At 57.5% G+C, this 15923-nt stretch carries 13 protein-coding genes; 5 read left to right on the plus strand and 8 right to left on the minus strand.

Features of this window, described 5'->3' with window-relative positions:
- The first annotated feature begins 60 nt into the window (after positions 1-60).
- Positions 61-741: a TVP38/TMEM64 family protein gene (locus tag EP166_RS14710; protein WP_127558412.1), complete on the plus strand. Its 681-nt coding sequence runs from the start codon at positions 61-63 to the stop codon at positions 739-741.
- Here EP166_RS14710 and EP166_RS14715 read toward each other — a convergent pair.
- The gene (locus EP166_RS14715; protein WP_127558414.1) at positions 738-2957 is read right to left on the minus strand and encodes a glycosyltransferase; all 2220 of its coding nucleotides are present in this window, start codon (positions 2955-2957) and stop codon (positions 738-740) included. The genes EP166_RS14710 and EP166_RS14715 overlap by 4 nt on opposite strands.
- A gap of 241 nt (positions 2958-3198) precedes the next feature.
- Here EP166_RS14715 and EP166_RS14720 point away from each other — a divergent pair, with 241 nt between their 5' ends.
- Entirely contained in the window at positions 3199-3750 is a 552-nt protein-coding gene (locus EP166_RS14720) for a class I SAM-dependent methyltransferase (protein WP_164743956.1), read from the plus strand.
- Positions 3751-3912: 162 nt separating this feature from the next.
- Complete coding sequence (locus tag EP166_RS14725; RefSeq protein WP_127558418.1) at positions 3913-4905, plus strand: aldo/keto reductase; 993 nt, start codon at positions 3913-3915, stop codon at positions 4903-4905.
- Between the two features lie 25 nt (positions 4906-4930).
- On the opposite strand, the gene EP166_RS14730 is transcribed toward EP166_RS14725, so the two are convergent.
- The 5 genes from EP166_RS14730 to EP166_RS14750 form a co-directional block, all read right to left on the minus strand.
- On the minus strand, positions 4931-5710 hold the full coding sequence (locus tag EP166_RS14730; RefSeq protein WP_127558420.1) for a TSUP family transporter: 780 nt from the start codon (positions 5708-5710) through the stop codon (positions 4931-4933).
- Positions 5711-5772: 62 nt separating this feature from the next.
- Positions 5773-7515: a C4-dicarboxylic acid transporter DauA gene (gene dauA / locus EP166_RS14735; RefSeq protein WP_127558422.1), complete on the minus strand. Its 1743-nt coding sequence runs from the start codon at positions 7513-7515 to the stop codon at positions 5773-5775.
- A 70-nt stretch (positions 7516-7585) separates the two neighbouring features.
- Positions 7586-8983 (minus strand): DNA recombination protein RmuC, encoded by a 1398-nt coding sequence (locus EP166_RS14740; protein WP_127558424.1) that lies wholly within the window; start codon positions 8981-8983, stop codon positions 7586-7588.
- Positions 8984-8997: 14 nt separating this feature from the next.
- Entirely contained in the window at positions 8998-9672 is a 675-nt protein-coding gene (locus tag EP166_RS14745; RefSeq protein ID WP_127558426.1) for a pseudouridine synthase, read from the minus strand.
- Positions 9669-10106 carry an SRPBCC family protein gene (locus EP166_RS14750; protein WP_164743957.1) on the minus strand — a complete coding sequence of 146 codons (438 nt, stop codon included), beginning with the start codon at positions 10104-10106 and terminating at the stop codon, positions 9669-9671. The genes EP166_RS14745 and EP166_RS14750 overlap by 4 nt, the downstream gene beginning before the upstream one ends.
- A 129-nt stretch (positions 10107-10235) precedes the next feature.
- Here EP166_RS14750 and EP166_RS14755 point away from each other — a divergent pair, with 129 nt between their 5' ends.
- Together EP166_RS14755 and EP166_RS14760 are read left to right on the plus strand one after the other, a co-directional pair.
- Complete coding sequence (locus tag EP166_RS14755; protein ID WP_127558430.1) at positions 10236-11186, plus strand: hypothetical protein; 951 nt, start codon at positions 10236-10238, stop codon at positions 11184-11186.
- 133 nt (positions 11187-11319) lie between these two features.
- Positions 11320-13938: a bifunctional diguanylate cyclase/phosphodiesterase gene (locus tag EP166_RS14760; RefSeq protein WP_127558432.1), complete on the plus strand. Its 2619-nt coding sequence runs from the start codon at positions 11320-11322 to the stop codon at positions 13936-13938.
- Between the two features lie 65 nt (positions 13939-14003).
- On the opposite strand, the gene EP166_RS14765 is transcribed toward EP166_RS14760, so the two are convergent.
- Together EP166_RS14765 and EP166_RS14770 are read right to left on the minus strand one after the other, a co-directional pair.
- Positions 14004-14567, minus strand: a complete 564-nt coding sequence (locus EP166_RS14765) for an MSMEG_1061 family FMN-dependent PPOX-type flavoprotein (protein WP_127558434.1) — start codon at positions 14565-14567, stop codon at positions 14004-14006.
- Positions 14568-14667: 100 nt separating this feature from the next.
- Complete coding sequence (locus EP166_RS14770; protein WP_127558436.1) at positions 14668-15915, minus strand: sterol desaturase family protein; 1248 nt, start codon at positions 15913-15915, stop codon at positions 14668-14670.
- Between the last annotated feature and the right edge of the window lie 8 nt (positions 15916-15923).

Here is a 15923-nt window from a genome sequence, read left to right on the forward strand (position 1 = left end):
TTCCTTACCGGAGGATACGGCTTTCATTTCTCAGGATGGGCTTGCCCGTCAGGAACCGCAATGCCCCGCACAGTCATTCGTCTACTCGCCCTGGTCGTGCTGCTGATCGTTATGGCAATTCTGTGGCGCTACCTGGCCAGCACCGACCTGCTGACACCAGAGCAGCTGGAAAACTGGCTTGGCCGGCTGGATGCAGTCCGGTCTTCGCCCTGGGTTGTTCCCGGCACAATAGTGGTCTATGTCGTCGCTCTGTTGCTCGCCTTTCCGTTGACCTTGCTGGTGGTTCTGACTGGCCTGTTGTTCGGCCCCTGGTGGGGGTTGTTGTACGCCACCCTGGGTACACTGAGTTCATCGGGGGTGACCTTCTGGATAGGGCATCTGCTGGGGCGCGAACCACTGGAGCGTTATGGTGGCAAGCATCTGAAGTCACTCTCCGGTTACATGAGCGTGCGCGGTATTCGTGCCATGGTTCTGATCAACTTGCTGCCGCTGGCCCCGTTCACCTTTACCAACCTGATGGCGGGCGCTTTCAACATGCCTTTTGCCCGCTATATGGTCGGTTCGGCCATCGGCATTATTCCCGGGCTGGCTTTCGTGACGGTATTGGGTGGACAGGCGGGTCGCATCCTTCAGGCCGAAGACAACCAGGACTTGATGTGGGCCCTTGGCGTCTCGGTGATCGTCGCTTTACTGTTTGGCACCGTAATGGTGTTGGTACGTCGGTACCGCAATCGAGCCTAACTAAGCTCCTTAGCACGGCGGGCTAACAGTTCGCTGTAAAACCCGTTGATGTGTTCAGCGAAGGCATCGGTATCGTGGTGGCTGGCGAAGGCTACCGCCCGCTCGGCAAACTCGGCGCGGACGTCATCGTGTTCGATCAGGTACTGCACGCGCTCGACCCACAGGTCCACCCGGTCGAAGGTTTTAAAGCCGGTCTGGCCATCCTGGATCACATCATCGGTGCCGCTGGAGCGAACCGCCACCACAGGCAGACCGGCGGCCATTGCTTCCAGTATCACCATACCCTGGGTCTCTGATTTCGAGGCGAACACAAACACATCGGCCAGTTGATAATAGTCGGGAATGGTATCCGGGCTGACGGCGCCTACCAGTGTCACCGATGCCTGTAGCCCCAGTGCTTCAATTTTTTCTTCCAGCACCGGGCGTTCATCGCCCTCGCCCACCATGAGCAAGCGCACGTTCTTATCCGTTTTCTGTTGCAATTGATGCATGGCATCGACCAGAAAGGACACGTTCTTTTCCTTGCCCAGCCGAGACACACTGACCAGCACACGGTCGTTCTTTTCAATCTGAAAGTGCGCTTTGAGTTCGTCGATCCGGTTGTCATTGCGCCGATTGAACCGTTCGAAATCAATACCGGTCGGTTGCACACACACCGGCGATTTTACGCCGATCAGACGCAGATATTCCTCCGTCGATACCGTCGGCACGATCACCCCATCGCAGCGGTTGCAAAAGCGCCGGATCAGTTCATGCGAAATAACATTCCGGAAAATGCGTCCTGGCAACGGCACATAATGCGCGTACATCTCAAGCCGGGTATGGTAGGTGTATACAGACACGACCTTGTTTCGCCGGGCCAACCACAACCCGATGGACCCAAGCCAGAATGGATGATGCAAGTGCACAATGTCTGGTTTATATTCCCGAAACAGCCTGAAGATACTTCGTTGAAAGACGTTGGCGAGCCGGAACTCGCGCTTGCTGCCAAAGGCGGCGAGCGTTCTGACGCGCAGTGTATCTTCCCTCGGCTCGCCCTCCTGATCGTACCGGGGCGCGACCACCTTTACCTCATGCCCCTGCGCTGTCAAACCGCGCAGTAATCGCTCGATGGAAATGGTGACGCCGGAAATAAACGGGAAGAAATTGTTGGTAAAAAACAGAACGCGCTTCGACTGATCACGCCAGGGTGTGTCGTCAATGGCGTACTGGGAATAGAAATCCCGGTCTTCAAACAGGGTTTCGCGCAATTTGAGGCCGATCAGCACCAACAAACTGAGAATGATCAGAAAACGCCCGAAACTGACGTAGAAGAAGGTATAGACCGAAGACCAGAGACTCTCGATGGTGCGATACCAGGAGGTTTCAAAAATATCCAGGTGCCGAACTTCAGCGATAACCTCATCGGCTTCTACCCGGACTCTCAGATAGTGATGAAAGCTGTTTTCGTCATCGATGATCAGACCGCCGCCACCGCCCGTAGTAATGTAGCGCACGCCTGCAATCGTCTGATCGTAGTAAACCGATATCTGCGATGAAAATACGATGTCCACCTGGTGGGTTTCAAACAGGGCTCTCATCTCGGCCCCCACCCGGTCGTTCTGGAAATAGCTGTCTTCCTGAAAAATTGGCGTATTGTGCGCCGGTGGATGAACCGGCGAGCCAATAAACACAAATTGGTGCTCCGCTTCAGACATCGACAATTCATGTTCAAGCCAATCCAGTTGCCAGTTGTAAGCCGTGTTGTCGGTGCTGTCGAGAAAGAGGAACTTCGCATTGGCGGCAGTAAAGGAATAAAAATGCGGGCCATACTGTTCATAGAACCGCAGCCGACCCAGCTCATCGTCTTCATTTCTGCCGTACGTGAGCAACCAGGGCTGATTCAGATTAGAGAAAATGGTGTAGACCGAGCGGTAATTCTCGGCGGCACCGCCACTGACCGCGTTACCGGCAGACACGGTGAACGCCGACTCGCTGGCGTTGATGACCGGTATGATCTGCTCCTGGAAGATACTGACCGAGTTATTGACGTTACCAACGACCGAAAACTCAAAACGCTCGCGACCGTCGAGCCGATCCTGAATGCGCTCGATCTGGCCAGCATGCATTGAACTGACTCGCGGCTCGGAGAAGTTCAGATACAGCTGATAGGCCAACAACGCGGCGATCACACCGATATTGATGTAATACAAAGTACGTTTGGTCGATTTGCGCACGTCTGGCACCTTTTCCCTGTCTGAACAGTGGCCAGTATGGAGGCTGAGTCAGATGCCGTCTACGTTAGCCATTGGTCATCTTCTGTGTGAGTGAGTTGAAAAGAGGGTGCCAGACTGGCCTGCGGGCTGGTACATTGGGACACTGCTCAGCCAATACCCTGGGTTTCAGGCCACCGCTGACAACCCGGCAGGCACCAACCACAATAACAACCTTCCCCCAATAGGCGACCAGGCAGGTGAGATGTTGAGTACTTGGACCTTTATGAAGCGCTTCGCGCGGTCACCGGCGGCCATTGGCAGCATCGTACCCAGTAGCCGGTTTCTGGTGACCCGGATGCTGGAAAGCGTTGACTGGCAAGCCACCGACCATATTGTTGAGCTCGGCGCGGGTACCGGCGTCATCACCGCCGCCATCGATGCTCAGCGCAAACCCGGCTCAACGTTCATCAGCTTTGAGCGCGACGACGACATGCGCCACGAGCTGAACGCGCGCTTTCCGGATGTACACACCCATCACGATGCCTTTTTGCTGCCCGATGTTCTGACGAAACATGATCTGAACAGCGTCGATTGCGTGATATCTGGCCTGCCGTTTGCTAATTTTGACAACCAGCAGCGCCATGCCCTGTTTTCAGACATTCACGCGGCCCTGCGCCCGGGCGGGGTATTCATCGCCTTTCAATATACCCGGTTGTTGCAACCCTACTTTCTGTCGGTCTACGGTCGCTACGAATGCAAGCGCGTGCTGATCAACATACCGCCTGCGCTGGTCTATTTTTGCACCAAGCAGTAGCCGACGCTCTTATCTGCTCGGACCCCACCTGAGATATGCCTCTGGCTTAGCCGGTGCGCCGCCCTGCTTTTTGTTGACCTATGCCTGGCTGCAACAGAGCGTACTAACCATGAAACGCCGCAAAATCGTACACTGACCCCAAATCAAACAGCGGAGAGCCCCATGAAGAATCTGAAAGACACGCGTCGCATCGGCCTTGGCTGCATGAACCTGTCGCACGCCTATGGCCCGCGGCCAGCCGAAGCCGACGCCATTACCTTCCTGAATGAAGCGCTCGACCTCGGCTATGACCACCTCGATTCAGCCGCCCTCTACGGCTTTGGCAACAACGAATCGTTGCTCGGCAAAGCCGTGATGCACCGTCGCGATGAGTTTTACCTGGCCAGCAAATGCGGCATGTTCAAGGACGAAACCGGTCAGCGTTCGATCGATGGCCACCCCGATGTGATCAGACAAACCTGTGAAGACGCCCTGCGCCGCCTGAACACCGAGGTCATCGACCTCTACTACCTGCACCGCTGGGACAAGCGCATCCCCATTGAAGAAAGCGTTGGCGCCATGGCCGACCTGGTGCAACAGGGCAAGGTACGCCACCTGGGCCTGTCGGAAGTCTCCGCCGAGACACTGGGCAAGGCGCACCGCGAACACCGGATCACCGCCTTGCAGACTGAATACTCTCTGTGGAGCCGCAACCCGGAAATCGCTGTGTTGCGCGCCTGTGAAGAACTCGACATTACCTTTGTGGCGTTCAGCCCGCTGGCCCGGGGTTATCTGAGCGGCGAACTGACCGACCCGAACCAGCTACCGGAGAACGACATCCGCCGCAAGATGCCGCGTTTTTCAGAGGAACACTATCCGAAAAACCTGGCGCTGCTGGACCCGGTCAAATCAATCGCGGCTGACCTCGGCATCACCCCGGCTCAACTGACGCTGGCCTGGGTACTCAACCAAACGCCGACCATGGTCGCTATTCCCGGCACCACCCAGCTCGATCATGCCCGGGACAACCTGGCCGCCGCCGACATTAAACTCAGCGACGACGTTCTGGACGAACTCGACCGGGCCATCAACCTCGATACCGTCAGCGGCCCGCGCTACGGTAAGGCGACATTGGCTGAAATCGATACCGAGTTGTTCGACAGCGAAAAGGACTAACACGACAGCATCGGCGTTGCGCGGCTTAGAGCCAGAGCTGGGCAACGCCGATGCCACTGGTGATCAGCAACACCCAACCAAGGCCCTGATAAAACCGCGTGGCCTCGGTTTTCAGCAAGCGAGTATGGAAACGCAGCCCCATCACATGACCAATCGCCGCGGCAGGCAGTAACCACAGCTGATGAATCAGTTGCAGATCGACATCGAACGCGATAAACGCCGTCAGCTTGATGCACACCAGAATAAACCAGAGCACAAAGAGGGTGTCACGCAATTGAAAGCGCGGAATTTTTTGCGACACCACGGCGATGATCAGCGGTGCGCCGACCAGAGAAGTGCCGCTGATATAACCGCCTAATGCCAGAAAGACGCCATCAAGCCATTTACTGTTGCTGCGAAAGGGCATCTGCAAAATGTAGGTAATGGAATACAACCCGACAATGACGAATATAATGCCACTCATCACTGCATCGGGCAGGGTCAGCAAACCGAACACACCAACCAGCTTGGGGATCAGCAAGATCAGAATCACGGTGCGCAAATAGCGCCAGTTGATGCTGCCCTCTGCATGCTCCGTATCCGTTGCCTTGGGTCGATTACGATGGCTCTGCCAGACTGTGATCGACGAAAACACCAGCAGGTGAATCGCAATAATCGGCAGAAACACCACGGGACGGTCACTGATCAGCAACAGAAACGGCAACGCCAGAGCCGCCCCGCCAAACCCCAGACCGGAACGCACAAATCCGCTCCAGACAAAGGTCAGGAAGATACCCGTCAGTTGTAACCAGGAAAGATCAGCCACGGCAGGCTCCGTCGAATGGGGAGCACAGTGTAACCGTCTGCCAAAAAATGTCAGCGGTGGGGTTAATCAAGTTTCGACGAAAGGCTGTCCGACCGAACCGCCTGCAACGCCTCGTTCAGCGTTGAAAAGTACTGACTGACCCCCGATACCGGTTTTACCTTTGCGCGAGCGAGAGTTTTCAGCGGCTGGAATTGCAGGTCGGCGATGAAAATACGGGTGTTGTTTCGGCCACAATTTGCAATCAGTTTTTCCAGGGCGGCCAGTCCACCGGCGTCGAGGATGGGCACGCCATCCATATACAAAATGATGTTTCGCCGCTGTTGACACAGTTGCGCGATATCACCAAACACGCGATCGGCAGCCGCAAAAAACAAGGGACCGTTAATTTTCAATACCGTCCAATCTTCGGGCAAGTCACCTTCGACCTGCTTGCGATTTTGGCTGATGTCGGTAACGCGGGTCATCTCGGCGATTTCTTTCACGAACAATACAGCCGCCAGCAGAATGCCCACGGTAATCGCCATCACCATATCGACCAGCACGGTCAGTGAGAAACAGGTCAGAAACACCCAGATATCGCCACGCGGTGCGGTCTTTAGCAAGTGCACGGCTTTGGGCGCCTCACTCATATTCCAGGCGACCATCAGCAGCAAGGCCGCCATGGCGGGCATGGGTAGCCAGGCGAGCACCGGCGCCAGAGCCACCAGACCCAGCAGGACGACACCCGCGTGCACCATGGCCGAAACCGGACTGACCGCACCGTTTTTAAAGTTTGCGGCCGACCGGGCCAGGGCCGCCGTCGCGGTAATGCCGCCGAAGAAGGGAGTAACAATGTTGCCAATGCCCTGCCCCAGCAATTCACTGTTGGCACTGTGCCGCTTGCCCGACATGCCATCGAGCACCACGGCGCAAAGCAGAGATTCGATGGCACCGAGCATGGCAATCGCAAAAGCAGCGGGCAGCAATTCGATGACCAGCGCCCAGCTCAGCCCTACCGGTAAACCATCGCCGCCGGGGCGCTGCCAGGGCCACTCAAAGGCGGGCAGCACCGGTGGTATGCCCTGCCCCATCGACCCATCGGCCAGGGAATAACTGAACCGGCTGCCTATGGTATCGACTGACCAGCCCTGACTGTTCAGCCACCAGGCGATCAGAGAGCCCACCACCACCGCCGGCAAATGCGCCGGCACCGGCCAGCGCAACCGGGGCCAGAATACCAGCACGGCAAAGGTGGCGACGGCCACACACACACTGGGCCAGGCAAGTTCGGGGAGCGACTGTGCCAGAAGCCAGACCTTGTCGGCGGTGTGTTCCGGCATCGACTCGAGGGGTAAACCGAACGCATCCTTCACTTGCAAGACGGCGATCACAACGGCGATGCCCGCCGTGAACCCTAGGGTCACCGATTCCGGAATGTATTCAATCAGGCGACCCAGACGGAGCAAGGCCAGCCCGACCAGAATCAGCCCGGACATCACAGTGGCCAGTAACAGCCCTCCCAGGCCATAGCGCTGGGCAATGGGGTACAGGATGACAACGAAGGCGGCCGTCGGGCCGGAGATACTGAACCGGGAGCCCCCGGTAAGCGCGATGACAAAGCCAGCGATGATGGCGGTGTAGAGGCCATACTGGGGTGGCACGCCACTGGCAATCGCCAGGGCCATGGCCAGGGGAATGGCAATGATGCCGACAGTAATGCCCGCCAGCAGATCACGCACCAGTTTTCGGGGGTCATAGCCTTCCGCCATGACCTCGCGCAAGGCGTGGGCGGGTCGCAAGGAAAACAGATGAGCGCGATGGGGCATGGCAGGTAACGGCCTCTACATTAGAAACACATTATATAACACGGCCAGGGCGCTTCGATAGTGATGCGGGTCAATCGTCTTCGGTTGAGGCAGCCCGGGCACCGTTGGTCCGATGATCTGCCGACAGTTCGGTGGCCACACTGTCCGGCAGTTTCTGGCGCACGGTAGCGCCCAGCTCTTCGAGTATTTCAACCTGACGCACCAGTGACCCGCGACCATCGCGCAGAGTTTTCCAGGCGGTGTCGTAGGTGTTGCTGGCGGTGTTGATCTGGCTGCCGAGCTTTTCCATGTGCATCGCAAAGGTGCGCAATTTGTCGTACACCTTACCGGCCTGATCGAACAGTTGCTTGGCGTTCACATTCTGGCGTTCGAGCGTCCACAGGTTGGCCACGGTACGCAGCGTGGCCAATAAGGTGGTGGGCGTTACGACAACGATATTCTGTTTGAAGCCATCGTTGAACAACGCCGGGTCGGATTGAAAGGCGGCGACAAAGGCAGGCTCGATGGGCATGAACATCAGCACGAAATCCGGTGAGTTCAAACCGTTAAGATGTGGGTAATTTTTATCACTCAAGCTACGAATGTGCTGGCGCACCGCCGCGACGTGCCGTTTCAGGGCCAGGTCGCGTTCCAGTTCAGTGTCTGCAGCGACGTACTGCTGGTAATCGTTCAGCGAGACTTTGCTGTCGATGATCAGGTGTTTGCCGTCGGGCAGGTTGACCAGAAAATCCGGCCGCTTGTTCTGGCCGTTATCGTCTTTAAAGTTGGCCTCCCGGTCGTATTCACGGCCGCGTTGCAGACCGGCGCTTTCCAGAATTTTCTCGGCCTGCATTTCACCCCAGTTACCTTGCAGCTTTTTATCGCCCTTGAGCGCGCGGGTCAGATCATCGGCTTGCTGGTTCAGTTGGGTATTGAGGTCTTTGAGCTGGGTCAGTTGGCTCATCAGCTCAGTGTGGCCCCGGGTATCCTGAGTGTGAATGTCGTCGATGCGCTTGCGGAACTCCTGCACCTGTTCACGAAACGGGGTCAGCAAGGCGTTGAGGCTGGTCTGATTTTGTTCACTGAAACGCTTGCCCTTGGCTTCAAAAATCTCGTTGGCCAGTTGGCTGAACTCGGCCTTCAGGGCATCGCGGGTATCGGTCAGCAGTGCTACCTGTTCGCGATGGTGTTTTTGCTCGGCCTGTTGCTGGGATTCCAGCCCGGCCAGCCGGGTTTCGCGCTGACGCAGCTGTGCCAACAGGCGATCGTTCTGGGTTTGCACGTCGTCGAGCCGGGTTTCCAGTCGCTGCGACTCAGCGGTTTGCCGTGACAGGTCAAACAGCGTTTGCTGGTGTTTGACCTCGGCGTCTGCCAGTTCAGCCTCCAGCTGACGGCGTGTGCGAACGGCGAAACCGCCCACCACCAGCCCCCCCAGGGTGCACGACAGGGCCAGACTGATCCAGACTTCCGGCAATTGCCACCACAGCATCCGGCTCTCCTTGCTTATTGATCAACGGCAGCGCTGGCTTCCCGGGCCATCGGCATCTCCGGTAAGCCCAACGCGCGCCAACGCTCAAACCAGTGCCCGTGCGGAATGGCTTCGAAGGCGTAATGCCGGTCTTGCCAGTCGAATGCCAGACGGTGGGCATGCAGATACAGACGCTCGGCCTCGCTGCCGCCATAGCGTTTATCGCCGATGATTGGACACGACAGGCTTTTCATTGCCACGCGCAGCTGATGCGTCTTGCCCGTTTGGGGTAGCAAGGTATAGCCACGAATACCGGGGGCCAGGGAGATCGACGTAAAACGCGTAATGGCCGGGTGTTCCCGGGTTCGTGCCAGCATCCACTGACCGCGACGGCTGCGCACCATATCGCCAATGACGGCACCCTGTTTTTTACTGGGTTTGTGATCGCTGACGGCGAGGTACTGCTTTTGAATCTGACGATACTGAAACTGCATGCTCAACGCGCGGTTGGCGGCGGCGTTACGCGCCATCAACACCAGGCCGGTGGTCGGTTTATCGAGCCGGTGTACCGGAAAGACATCGCCACCGAGCTGGGCCCGCGCCCAGCGTAATAGCCCCCAACTGTCTTCGGATTCCTGGACCGTCCAGCCTGCCGGTTTGTCGAGCACGCAGAAGTGCGGATTGCATTCGATGATGGCCGGTGGAATCACGTCCAGACACTCAAATCATCGTCGTTGACCGGCAAGTCATCGTTGTGATGACACTGCAGGCGCAGTTTCATCAGGCGTTCGCCCCAGCGGGTGTTTTCGGCGGCAAGATCCGCTTCGTTCAAACGCCAGTCGCGATGTTCCAGCCGAATGGTAAAGCCGCGTTCGGCTTTTTCCAGGGTCCACAACACCAGAGTGTTTTCCCAGTCCGGGTCACCCAGCACGCACAGCCATTCCAGGGTTTTATCGGGCTCTTCCTCAACCACTTTGAGCGTTACCGGACTGTCCAGATCGTCCGAACTCAGTCGCCAGCAATCGCCGCCGGCAATACTGACGGTGCCATCCCACCAGGCTTGCAGGCCGAGCCGGGTTGTCAGCATTTCCCAGATTCGGCTGGCCGGTGCGTCGATTGTGATCTGATGAAGCAATGTAGCCATAACCACCCTCACCCGGCTTGGGCCGGATCTCGTTTCATTCATTCGTCAGCACTATTCTGACACGATTCGCCTGTTCAAGTCGCCCATCGCGAACTATGGTGGCGGGATGTTCATCGCTAACCCGCCCTTATGAATGCACATGGCTCACCGCTGGCGCTGACGCCGGAAGCTTCACTGAATCGCATGCCGGTCGTCATGACCGAGCAAGATAAACCCCGCCCTGCGCGGTACTGGGTTTCAACGCCGGCGTTGCTGTCGCTGATTCACGAACACACCCCGGGTGACGAACGTTCAGTTCGCCAGTTTCTGACGACCTTCAGCGGTGAAGCCGAGGCCGACCAAGCCATTCTGCGGACCTTTGCCAAGCGCTTGATCCGGGTGATCCAAACTGCCCGCACCGGCCAGGCCTGGGCAGACGGGTCCGACTTTCAACGCCAGTACGCGCAGCACTGGCAAAGCTGCGAAACGCTGGTGCTGGCGGGCGGGTTGACCAGTGGTGAGTTTGGCCAGCATCTGGCGCACCTGCTGGAAGCTGCGCTGGCGCCGCTGAACGTGCTGGTCTCTCCCTGGGCCGGGCAAACCGGTCTGGTTGGGCTGGCACAGCACTATGGTTCCGCCGAGCCACTGGTGGTGATGGATTTTGGCGCAACCGGCATCAAACGTGGGCTGGCCTACCATCATGGCAACCGCATTGTTCCTCTGCCAGAACTAACGGTAGACCACTGGCTGGACGATCAGGGCCTGTTCAGGGCAGATGCCTTCCGGGCGGTGTTGAAAGACACCCGCGAGCACCTCGACGGACGCTTGCCACTGGCCATCAGTCTGGCCTGCTATCTCGACCGCGGCCATCCGCACGATTATCACTCGGGCGTTTACCACCGGCTTATAGACGATTGTGAGCACCTGGCGACCACGCTGCACCAGCAGTGGTTACCCAGCGCCGGTTTCTCAGGCCTGGCCTTACTGGAGCACGACAGCACCGCAGCGGCGCTGGCCTTTCGGTTTTCAAAACCGGCCATGATGGTGACATTGGGCACGGGCCTCGGTGTGGGAGTATGCCCGCGGCACGGCGGTGTGTAGCCCGCAAAGGCTGTGCGCAAGTATGCTGAACGGTGCCATCATTTCCGCAGGCCATGGGCAGTGAAGCAGTATCCGCAAGCCTCTCATCAGGGCTATACTGAAAAAACACTTAACCAAGCCGAGGATAGACTGCATGCTGGTAGTGAGTCTGGTCACCGCGCTGTTGCTGTTGCTGGCGACCTTTTTCGTAGGCTCAACAGGTGGCGATGCAGCCCTTGCAGCCGCTGCCGCCACCGTCTTGGTAGTGAGTGCTTACCATCATAGAAACCTCACTGCTATGCACCTTGCCATGCTCGCAGCGGTTACCGTCGTTCCGGTAACCCAGTGGTTTGAAGTGCTGGTGATTGAACGAGACCGAAGTGAGCAACAACAGGTCGTCCGGGAACAGATTGGCCGTCTGTCCAGCCAACTGGAAACCGCGTTGATCGCCAATCGGGGGTATCTGGATGCACTGAGCTTGCTGGTGTCTACGGAACCCGAAGTCAGCCAGGCACGCTACCGGCAATGGTTACAGCAATTGATCCCGGCGCAGACCTTCAGCTTGCTGAATACCACCATCACCAACCAGTTCGTGATCACCCACGTTCACCCTCCCGAACCTCAGAATCTTGCCTTGCTCGGCACCAATCTGGCGCTGGTGCCCGACCAGGTCGATGATATCCGCGAAGTGATGGAAACCCAGGTGGCCAAGATCGTCGGCCCCTTGACCGTGTTGCAAGGTGACACTGCACTGGTCTACCGCCTGCCAATCTTCGGCCAGCCACACATGATCATTTCAGGCGTGGTCTCACTGGATCAGGTCATCGCACGGGCTGTGTCGGGTGTGGATAACCTGAGATTGGGCTTGTCGGTCAGCCGAGGGGATGAGACAACCCGCTTGTTCAGCCAGGGCACACTCGGCCGCCACCGGGTATCCACCCAGTTTGAGCACGGCGGTCTGTCCTGGTCGGTTCTGGCCGAACCCCAGGCCGGCTGGGCAACCCCCAGCCAAACCCTGTGGATGACCCGCGCCTCGGCCTTTACGGTCTGGCTATTCATCATCTTGCTGCTGGGTTCGCAGTACCGCGTCATGCGTCAGCGTGAACAGGAACGGCTGCAGTTGAAGATTCAGGAGGGGAAGTTGCTGGAAGCACAGCGGCTCGGCCGGCTTGGCTCCTGGACCTCGTTGCCTGGCGATCAGTTTGCTCTCTCGGCCCCGCTGATGGAATTGCTCGGCACCGATCAGTCCAAGCTGAATCGGGAGGCGATGATCAACTACATCTACGAGCCCGATCGGCCCTACTTCACCATGCATACCCAGAGCGTACTGGACGGCAGCCAGCCTTTTGCCCGCTTCGAACACCGCATCATTACGCCGAGCGCCCTGCTCTGGGTTGAACAAACCATTGCCGTAAACGACAACCAGGAACTGACCGGGATGCTGCGCGACATCACCGAGATCAAGTCAACCGAGGCCGAGCTGCAAAAGCTGAACTACTACGATTCACTCACCGGGGCGTCCAACCGGAATTTCTTCGGCAAGCAGGTGCAACAGGGCATTTCGCTGTCGCAACGCAACCAGAACCACCTGGCGCTGGTGTTGTTTGACCTCGACAACTTCAAAACCATCAATACCAACTACGGCCACACCGTCGGCGATGAGGTACTCAAGCAACTGACCGAACGCATCAAATACGGCATTCGCACCAGCGATACCGTTGCCCGCCTGTCTGGCGATACGTTCGCCATTTGCCTGCAGAACCTGAAAGACCCGAGCCATTCCATCTTTGTGGCCGATACCCTGCTGAAATCCATCACCGAGATCATTGAGATCGACGAGGTGCGCATCAGCATCACCGCAACGCTGGGCATCGCCACCAGCCCGACCGACGACACCGACTACGAAGGCCTGGTCAAGAAAGCCGAGATCGCCCTGCGCAAGGCCAAAGAGGTCGACCGCGGCAGCTACCAGTTCTATTCCGACCAGATGAACCTCGAAAACGATCGCCGCCAGGACATACTGCGCCTGTTGCCCTATGCCCTGCAAAACAACGAATTTCATCTGGTGCTGCAACCCCGGGTCGACCGGGTCGATCAGCGCTGGCGCAGCCTGGAAGTCCTGTTGCGCTGGAACAGCCAAGAACTGGGCGTGGTGTCACCGGGCGAATTCATCCCCATCGCCGAAGGCAGCCATTTGATCGTGGAAATCGGCAACTGGGTTATCCGACGTGCCCTGGAAGAGTTCAGCGAGCACCTGGATCAGCTTGACGATGACGTCGTCATGTCAATCAACCTGTCACCCAAGCAGCTGGAAGAACGGAATCTCAGCCTGTTCATCGCCAGTGAGATACACCAGGCCAATGTGCCTGCACACCGCGTTGAATTCGAGATAACCGAGCATTCACTGACCGAAGAATCCGACACAACCCTGACCGCCATGGCCGAGCTGTCCTCCATGGGCATTCGCTTTGCCATGGACGATTTCGGCACCGGGTACTCCAACCTGGGCATGTTGCAAGCGCTGCCGCTGCACGTCCTCAAAATTGATCAGCGCTTTATTCAGCGGCTCGAAGACGGGCCCAGGCATCTGGCCCTGGTAGAGGCCATTATCGATCTGGGCCATACGCTCGATCTGACGGTGGTCGCCGAAGGTGTAGAAACCGAATCCCAGCTCAGACTGCTGGCGGAGTTGGGCTGCGACGAACTGCAAGGCTACTTCTTTTACCGTCCGCAACCTTTCACAGAACTGTTAAAAGAGCGCGTAAGCACCTAGCAGGTCAGCCCTGCGGTGCCGCCTCCCAGATAACCGGACTTACCTGGTTCATGGCACCAGGATGTCTAAACTGCGCTTTTAGCTTCAATCTGATCCCTGATCATCTTGCCCAGCGGCGGCAATACCGACCGCTCTACCTGAGCCGCCGGGTCCCACAGCCCCGCCGTTGTTAGTGACCGGGCGCAATGCAGAAAGACTTCTTCGATGTGCACGCAAATAACACTCATCGGTGTCTGCTTCAGGTGGGCAAAGTGCGCCAGGCTGGCGTCGTCGATGCGAATCTCGGCCTTACCATTGATGCGCAGCGTCTCGTGAATACCTGGCACCAGAAACAGACACCCGACCGAGGGGTTCAGCACAATATTGCGCAGTGAATCGAGCCGGTTGTTACCTTTGGCATCGGGGATCAACAGGGTGGTGTCATCGAGTATTTTGACGAAGCCGGGTTCACCACCGCGCGGCGAACTGTCGAGTTGACCCTCCTCGTTCGACGTCGACATCACCATAAATGGCGACAGTGACAGGAACTGGCGGGAGTGTACTTCAAGGGCGGACAATACTTTCTGACGAACCATGTCATGCGGATGGCCATAATGGTCCCGCAGAGCGGCTTCGGAGGTGAGTTTCATACCAATCCTTTCGGGCAGACAGGCCGGCCAGCAATAACCGACCTGAGAATGGGAATCACCTCAAATAATGCCAGATCGGGTGCCATAAACCCAGCCGCTTTCAAGCCAGCGTGCGCGGATCCACTGATTTTTCAGCCCATGCTTTACGGCGCGACCAGGCTGCTGCCAGAACCGTGGTGGCGGCAAATGCCGCAAACAACGCAGCGACCAGCCCGGCAGGCAATAGCCAGCCAGACACCCACCAGGGCAAAGTGGCACAGAGTAGCCAGAACGAGACCGCCAGCCGTGTAGCGTACTTGCGTTGCTCCAGAATCCGGCCATTGATATACAGCCCGCCGCCCAGTGGAACGAAATGCGCCAGTGCCAAGCCAAACGTCAGGTCATTGGTGAACAGCAGGAACCAGACGGTCCAACCCATCAGCACGATGTGTATCGCGACCACAACGGCACTGACGACAGCCGACGGTGCCTTGTTGAACTTCTGTTGCGTGTCCGGCAGACAACGCGGCAAAGGATGGTTTTCCTTAACGTCCTCCGGTCGCCAGCCGGTAGGCATAAACCAGATACGCAGTTTGTCTTTCCAGCTACGGGCGTGCCAGGCATCCTGAATCAGTTGCCCCCAGACATGCCAGTTGGCGAAAAACGGATTCCAGCTGTGCAGCGGCTTACGCACGCCATACGCACAGGGTTCGTCGGCAAGCTCCGGCTGGTACGTCCGGAACAGGCGGTCCCAGAGAATGAACACACCGCCAAAATTGCGATCGATATAAGGATCGTTAATGGCATGATGCACCCGGTGGTTCATCGGCGTCACAAACACCTTTTCATACCAGCCCAGCGTGCCGATAAAGCGGGTATGCACCCAGTACTGATAAATCAGATTCAGAGAACCGACGGTGACAATCACCTCGGGCGGAAAGCCGACAAACAGCATGGGTAAATAGAAAATCGAGCCGATCACAAAGCCATTGAACGGCTGGCGCAATGCCGTAGAGAGATTGAATTCCTCACTCTGATGATGCACCACGTGAATGCCCCAGAGCACATTGATCTGATGCTGACTGCGGTGGCTCCAGTAATAGCAAAAATCATAGAACACAAAGGCCACTACCCAGAGCAGCGGCGTCATGGTCAACTCGCCGTGGGGCAGCACCGCCCACAGCGTGGCATAGGCCAAGAAGCTTACCAGCCGGGTAGCAAAGCCCATGGTCTGGCTGAGCATACCCGTGCTGAGTGAGGCGATGGCATCATTGGTGCGGTAATAACCGGTTTGCTTGCGCCAGTCGACAACCAGCTCGATCAACAGCAACAGCATAAAGCCGGGAATGGCATAGAGAATCAGATTCACGCAGAACC

Origin of the sequence: Saccharospirillum alexandrii, assembly GCF_004000275.1 — a bacterium.
GTDB lineage: Bacteria > Pseudomonadota > Gammaproteobacteria > Pseudomonadales > Natronospirillaceae > Saccharospirillum > Saccharospirillum alexandrii.

What these genes read in the sequence shown, in the direction of transcription:
- EP166_RS14710 (WP_127558412.1), top strand. Translation starts at nt 61, where the DNA reads ATGCCCCGCACAGTCATTCGTCTACTCGCCCTGGTCGTGCTGCTGATC.
- EP166_RS14725 (WP_127558418.1), top strand. Translation starts at nt 3,913, where the DNA reads ATGAAGAATCTGAAAGACACGCGTCGCATCGGCCTTGGCTGCATGAAC.
- EP166_RS14720 (WP_164743956.1), top strand. Translation starts at nt 3,199, where the DNA reads ATGTTGAGTACTTGGACCTTTATGAAGCGCTTCGCGCGGTCACCGGCG.
- EP166_RS14740 (WP_127558424.1), bottom strand. Translation starts at nt 8,983, where the DNA reads ATGCTGTGGTGGCAATTGCCGGAAGTCTGGATCAGTCTGGCCCTGTCG.
- EP166_RS14765 (WP_127558434.1), bottom strand. Translation starts at nt 14,567, where the DNA reads ATGAAACTCACCTCCGAAGCCGCTCTGCGGGACCATTATGGCCATCCG.
- dauA (WP_127558422.1), bottom strand. Translation starts at nt 7,515, where the DNA reads ATGCCCCATCGCGCTCATCTGTTTTCCTTGCGACCCGCCCACGCCTTG.
- EP166_RS14750 (WP_164743957.1), bottom strand. Translation starts at nt 10,106, where the DNA reads ATGGCTACATTGCTTCATCAGATCACAATCGACGCACCGGCCAGCCGA.
- EP166_RS14755 (WP_127558430.1), top strand. Translation starts at nt 10,236, where the DNA reads ATGAATGCACATGGCTCACCGCTGGCGCTGACGCCGGAAGCTTCACTG.
- EP166_RS14760 (WP_127558432.1), top strand. Translation starts at nt 11,320, where the DNA reads ATGCTGGTAGTGAGTCTGGTCACCGCGCTGTTGCTGTTGCTGGCGACC.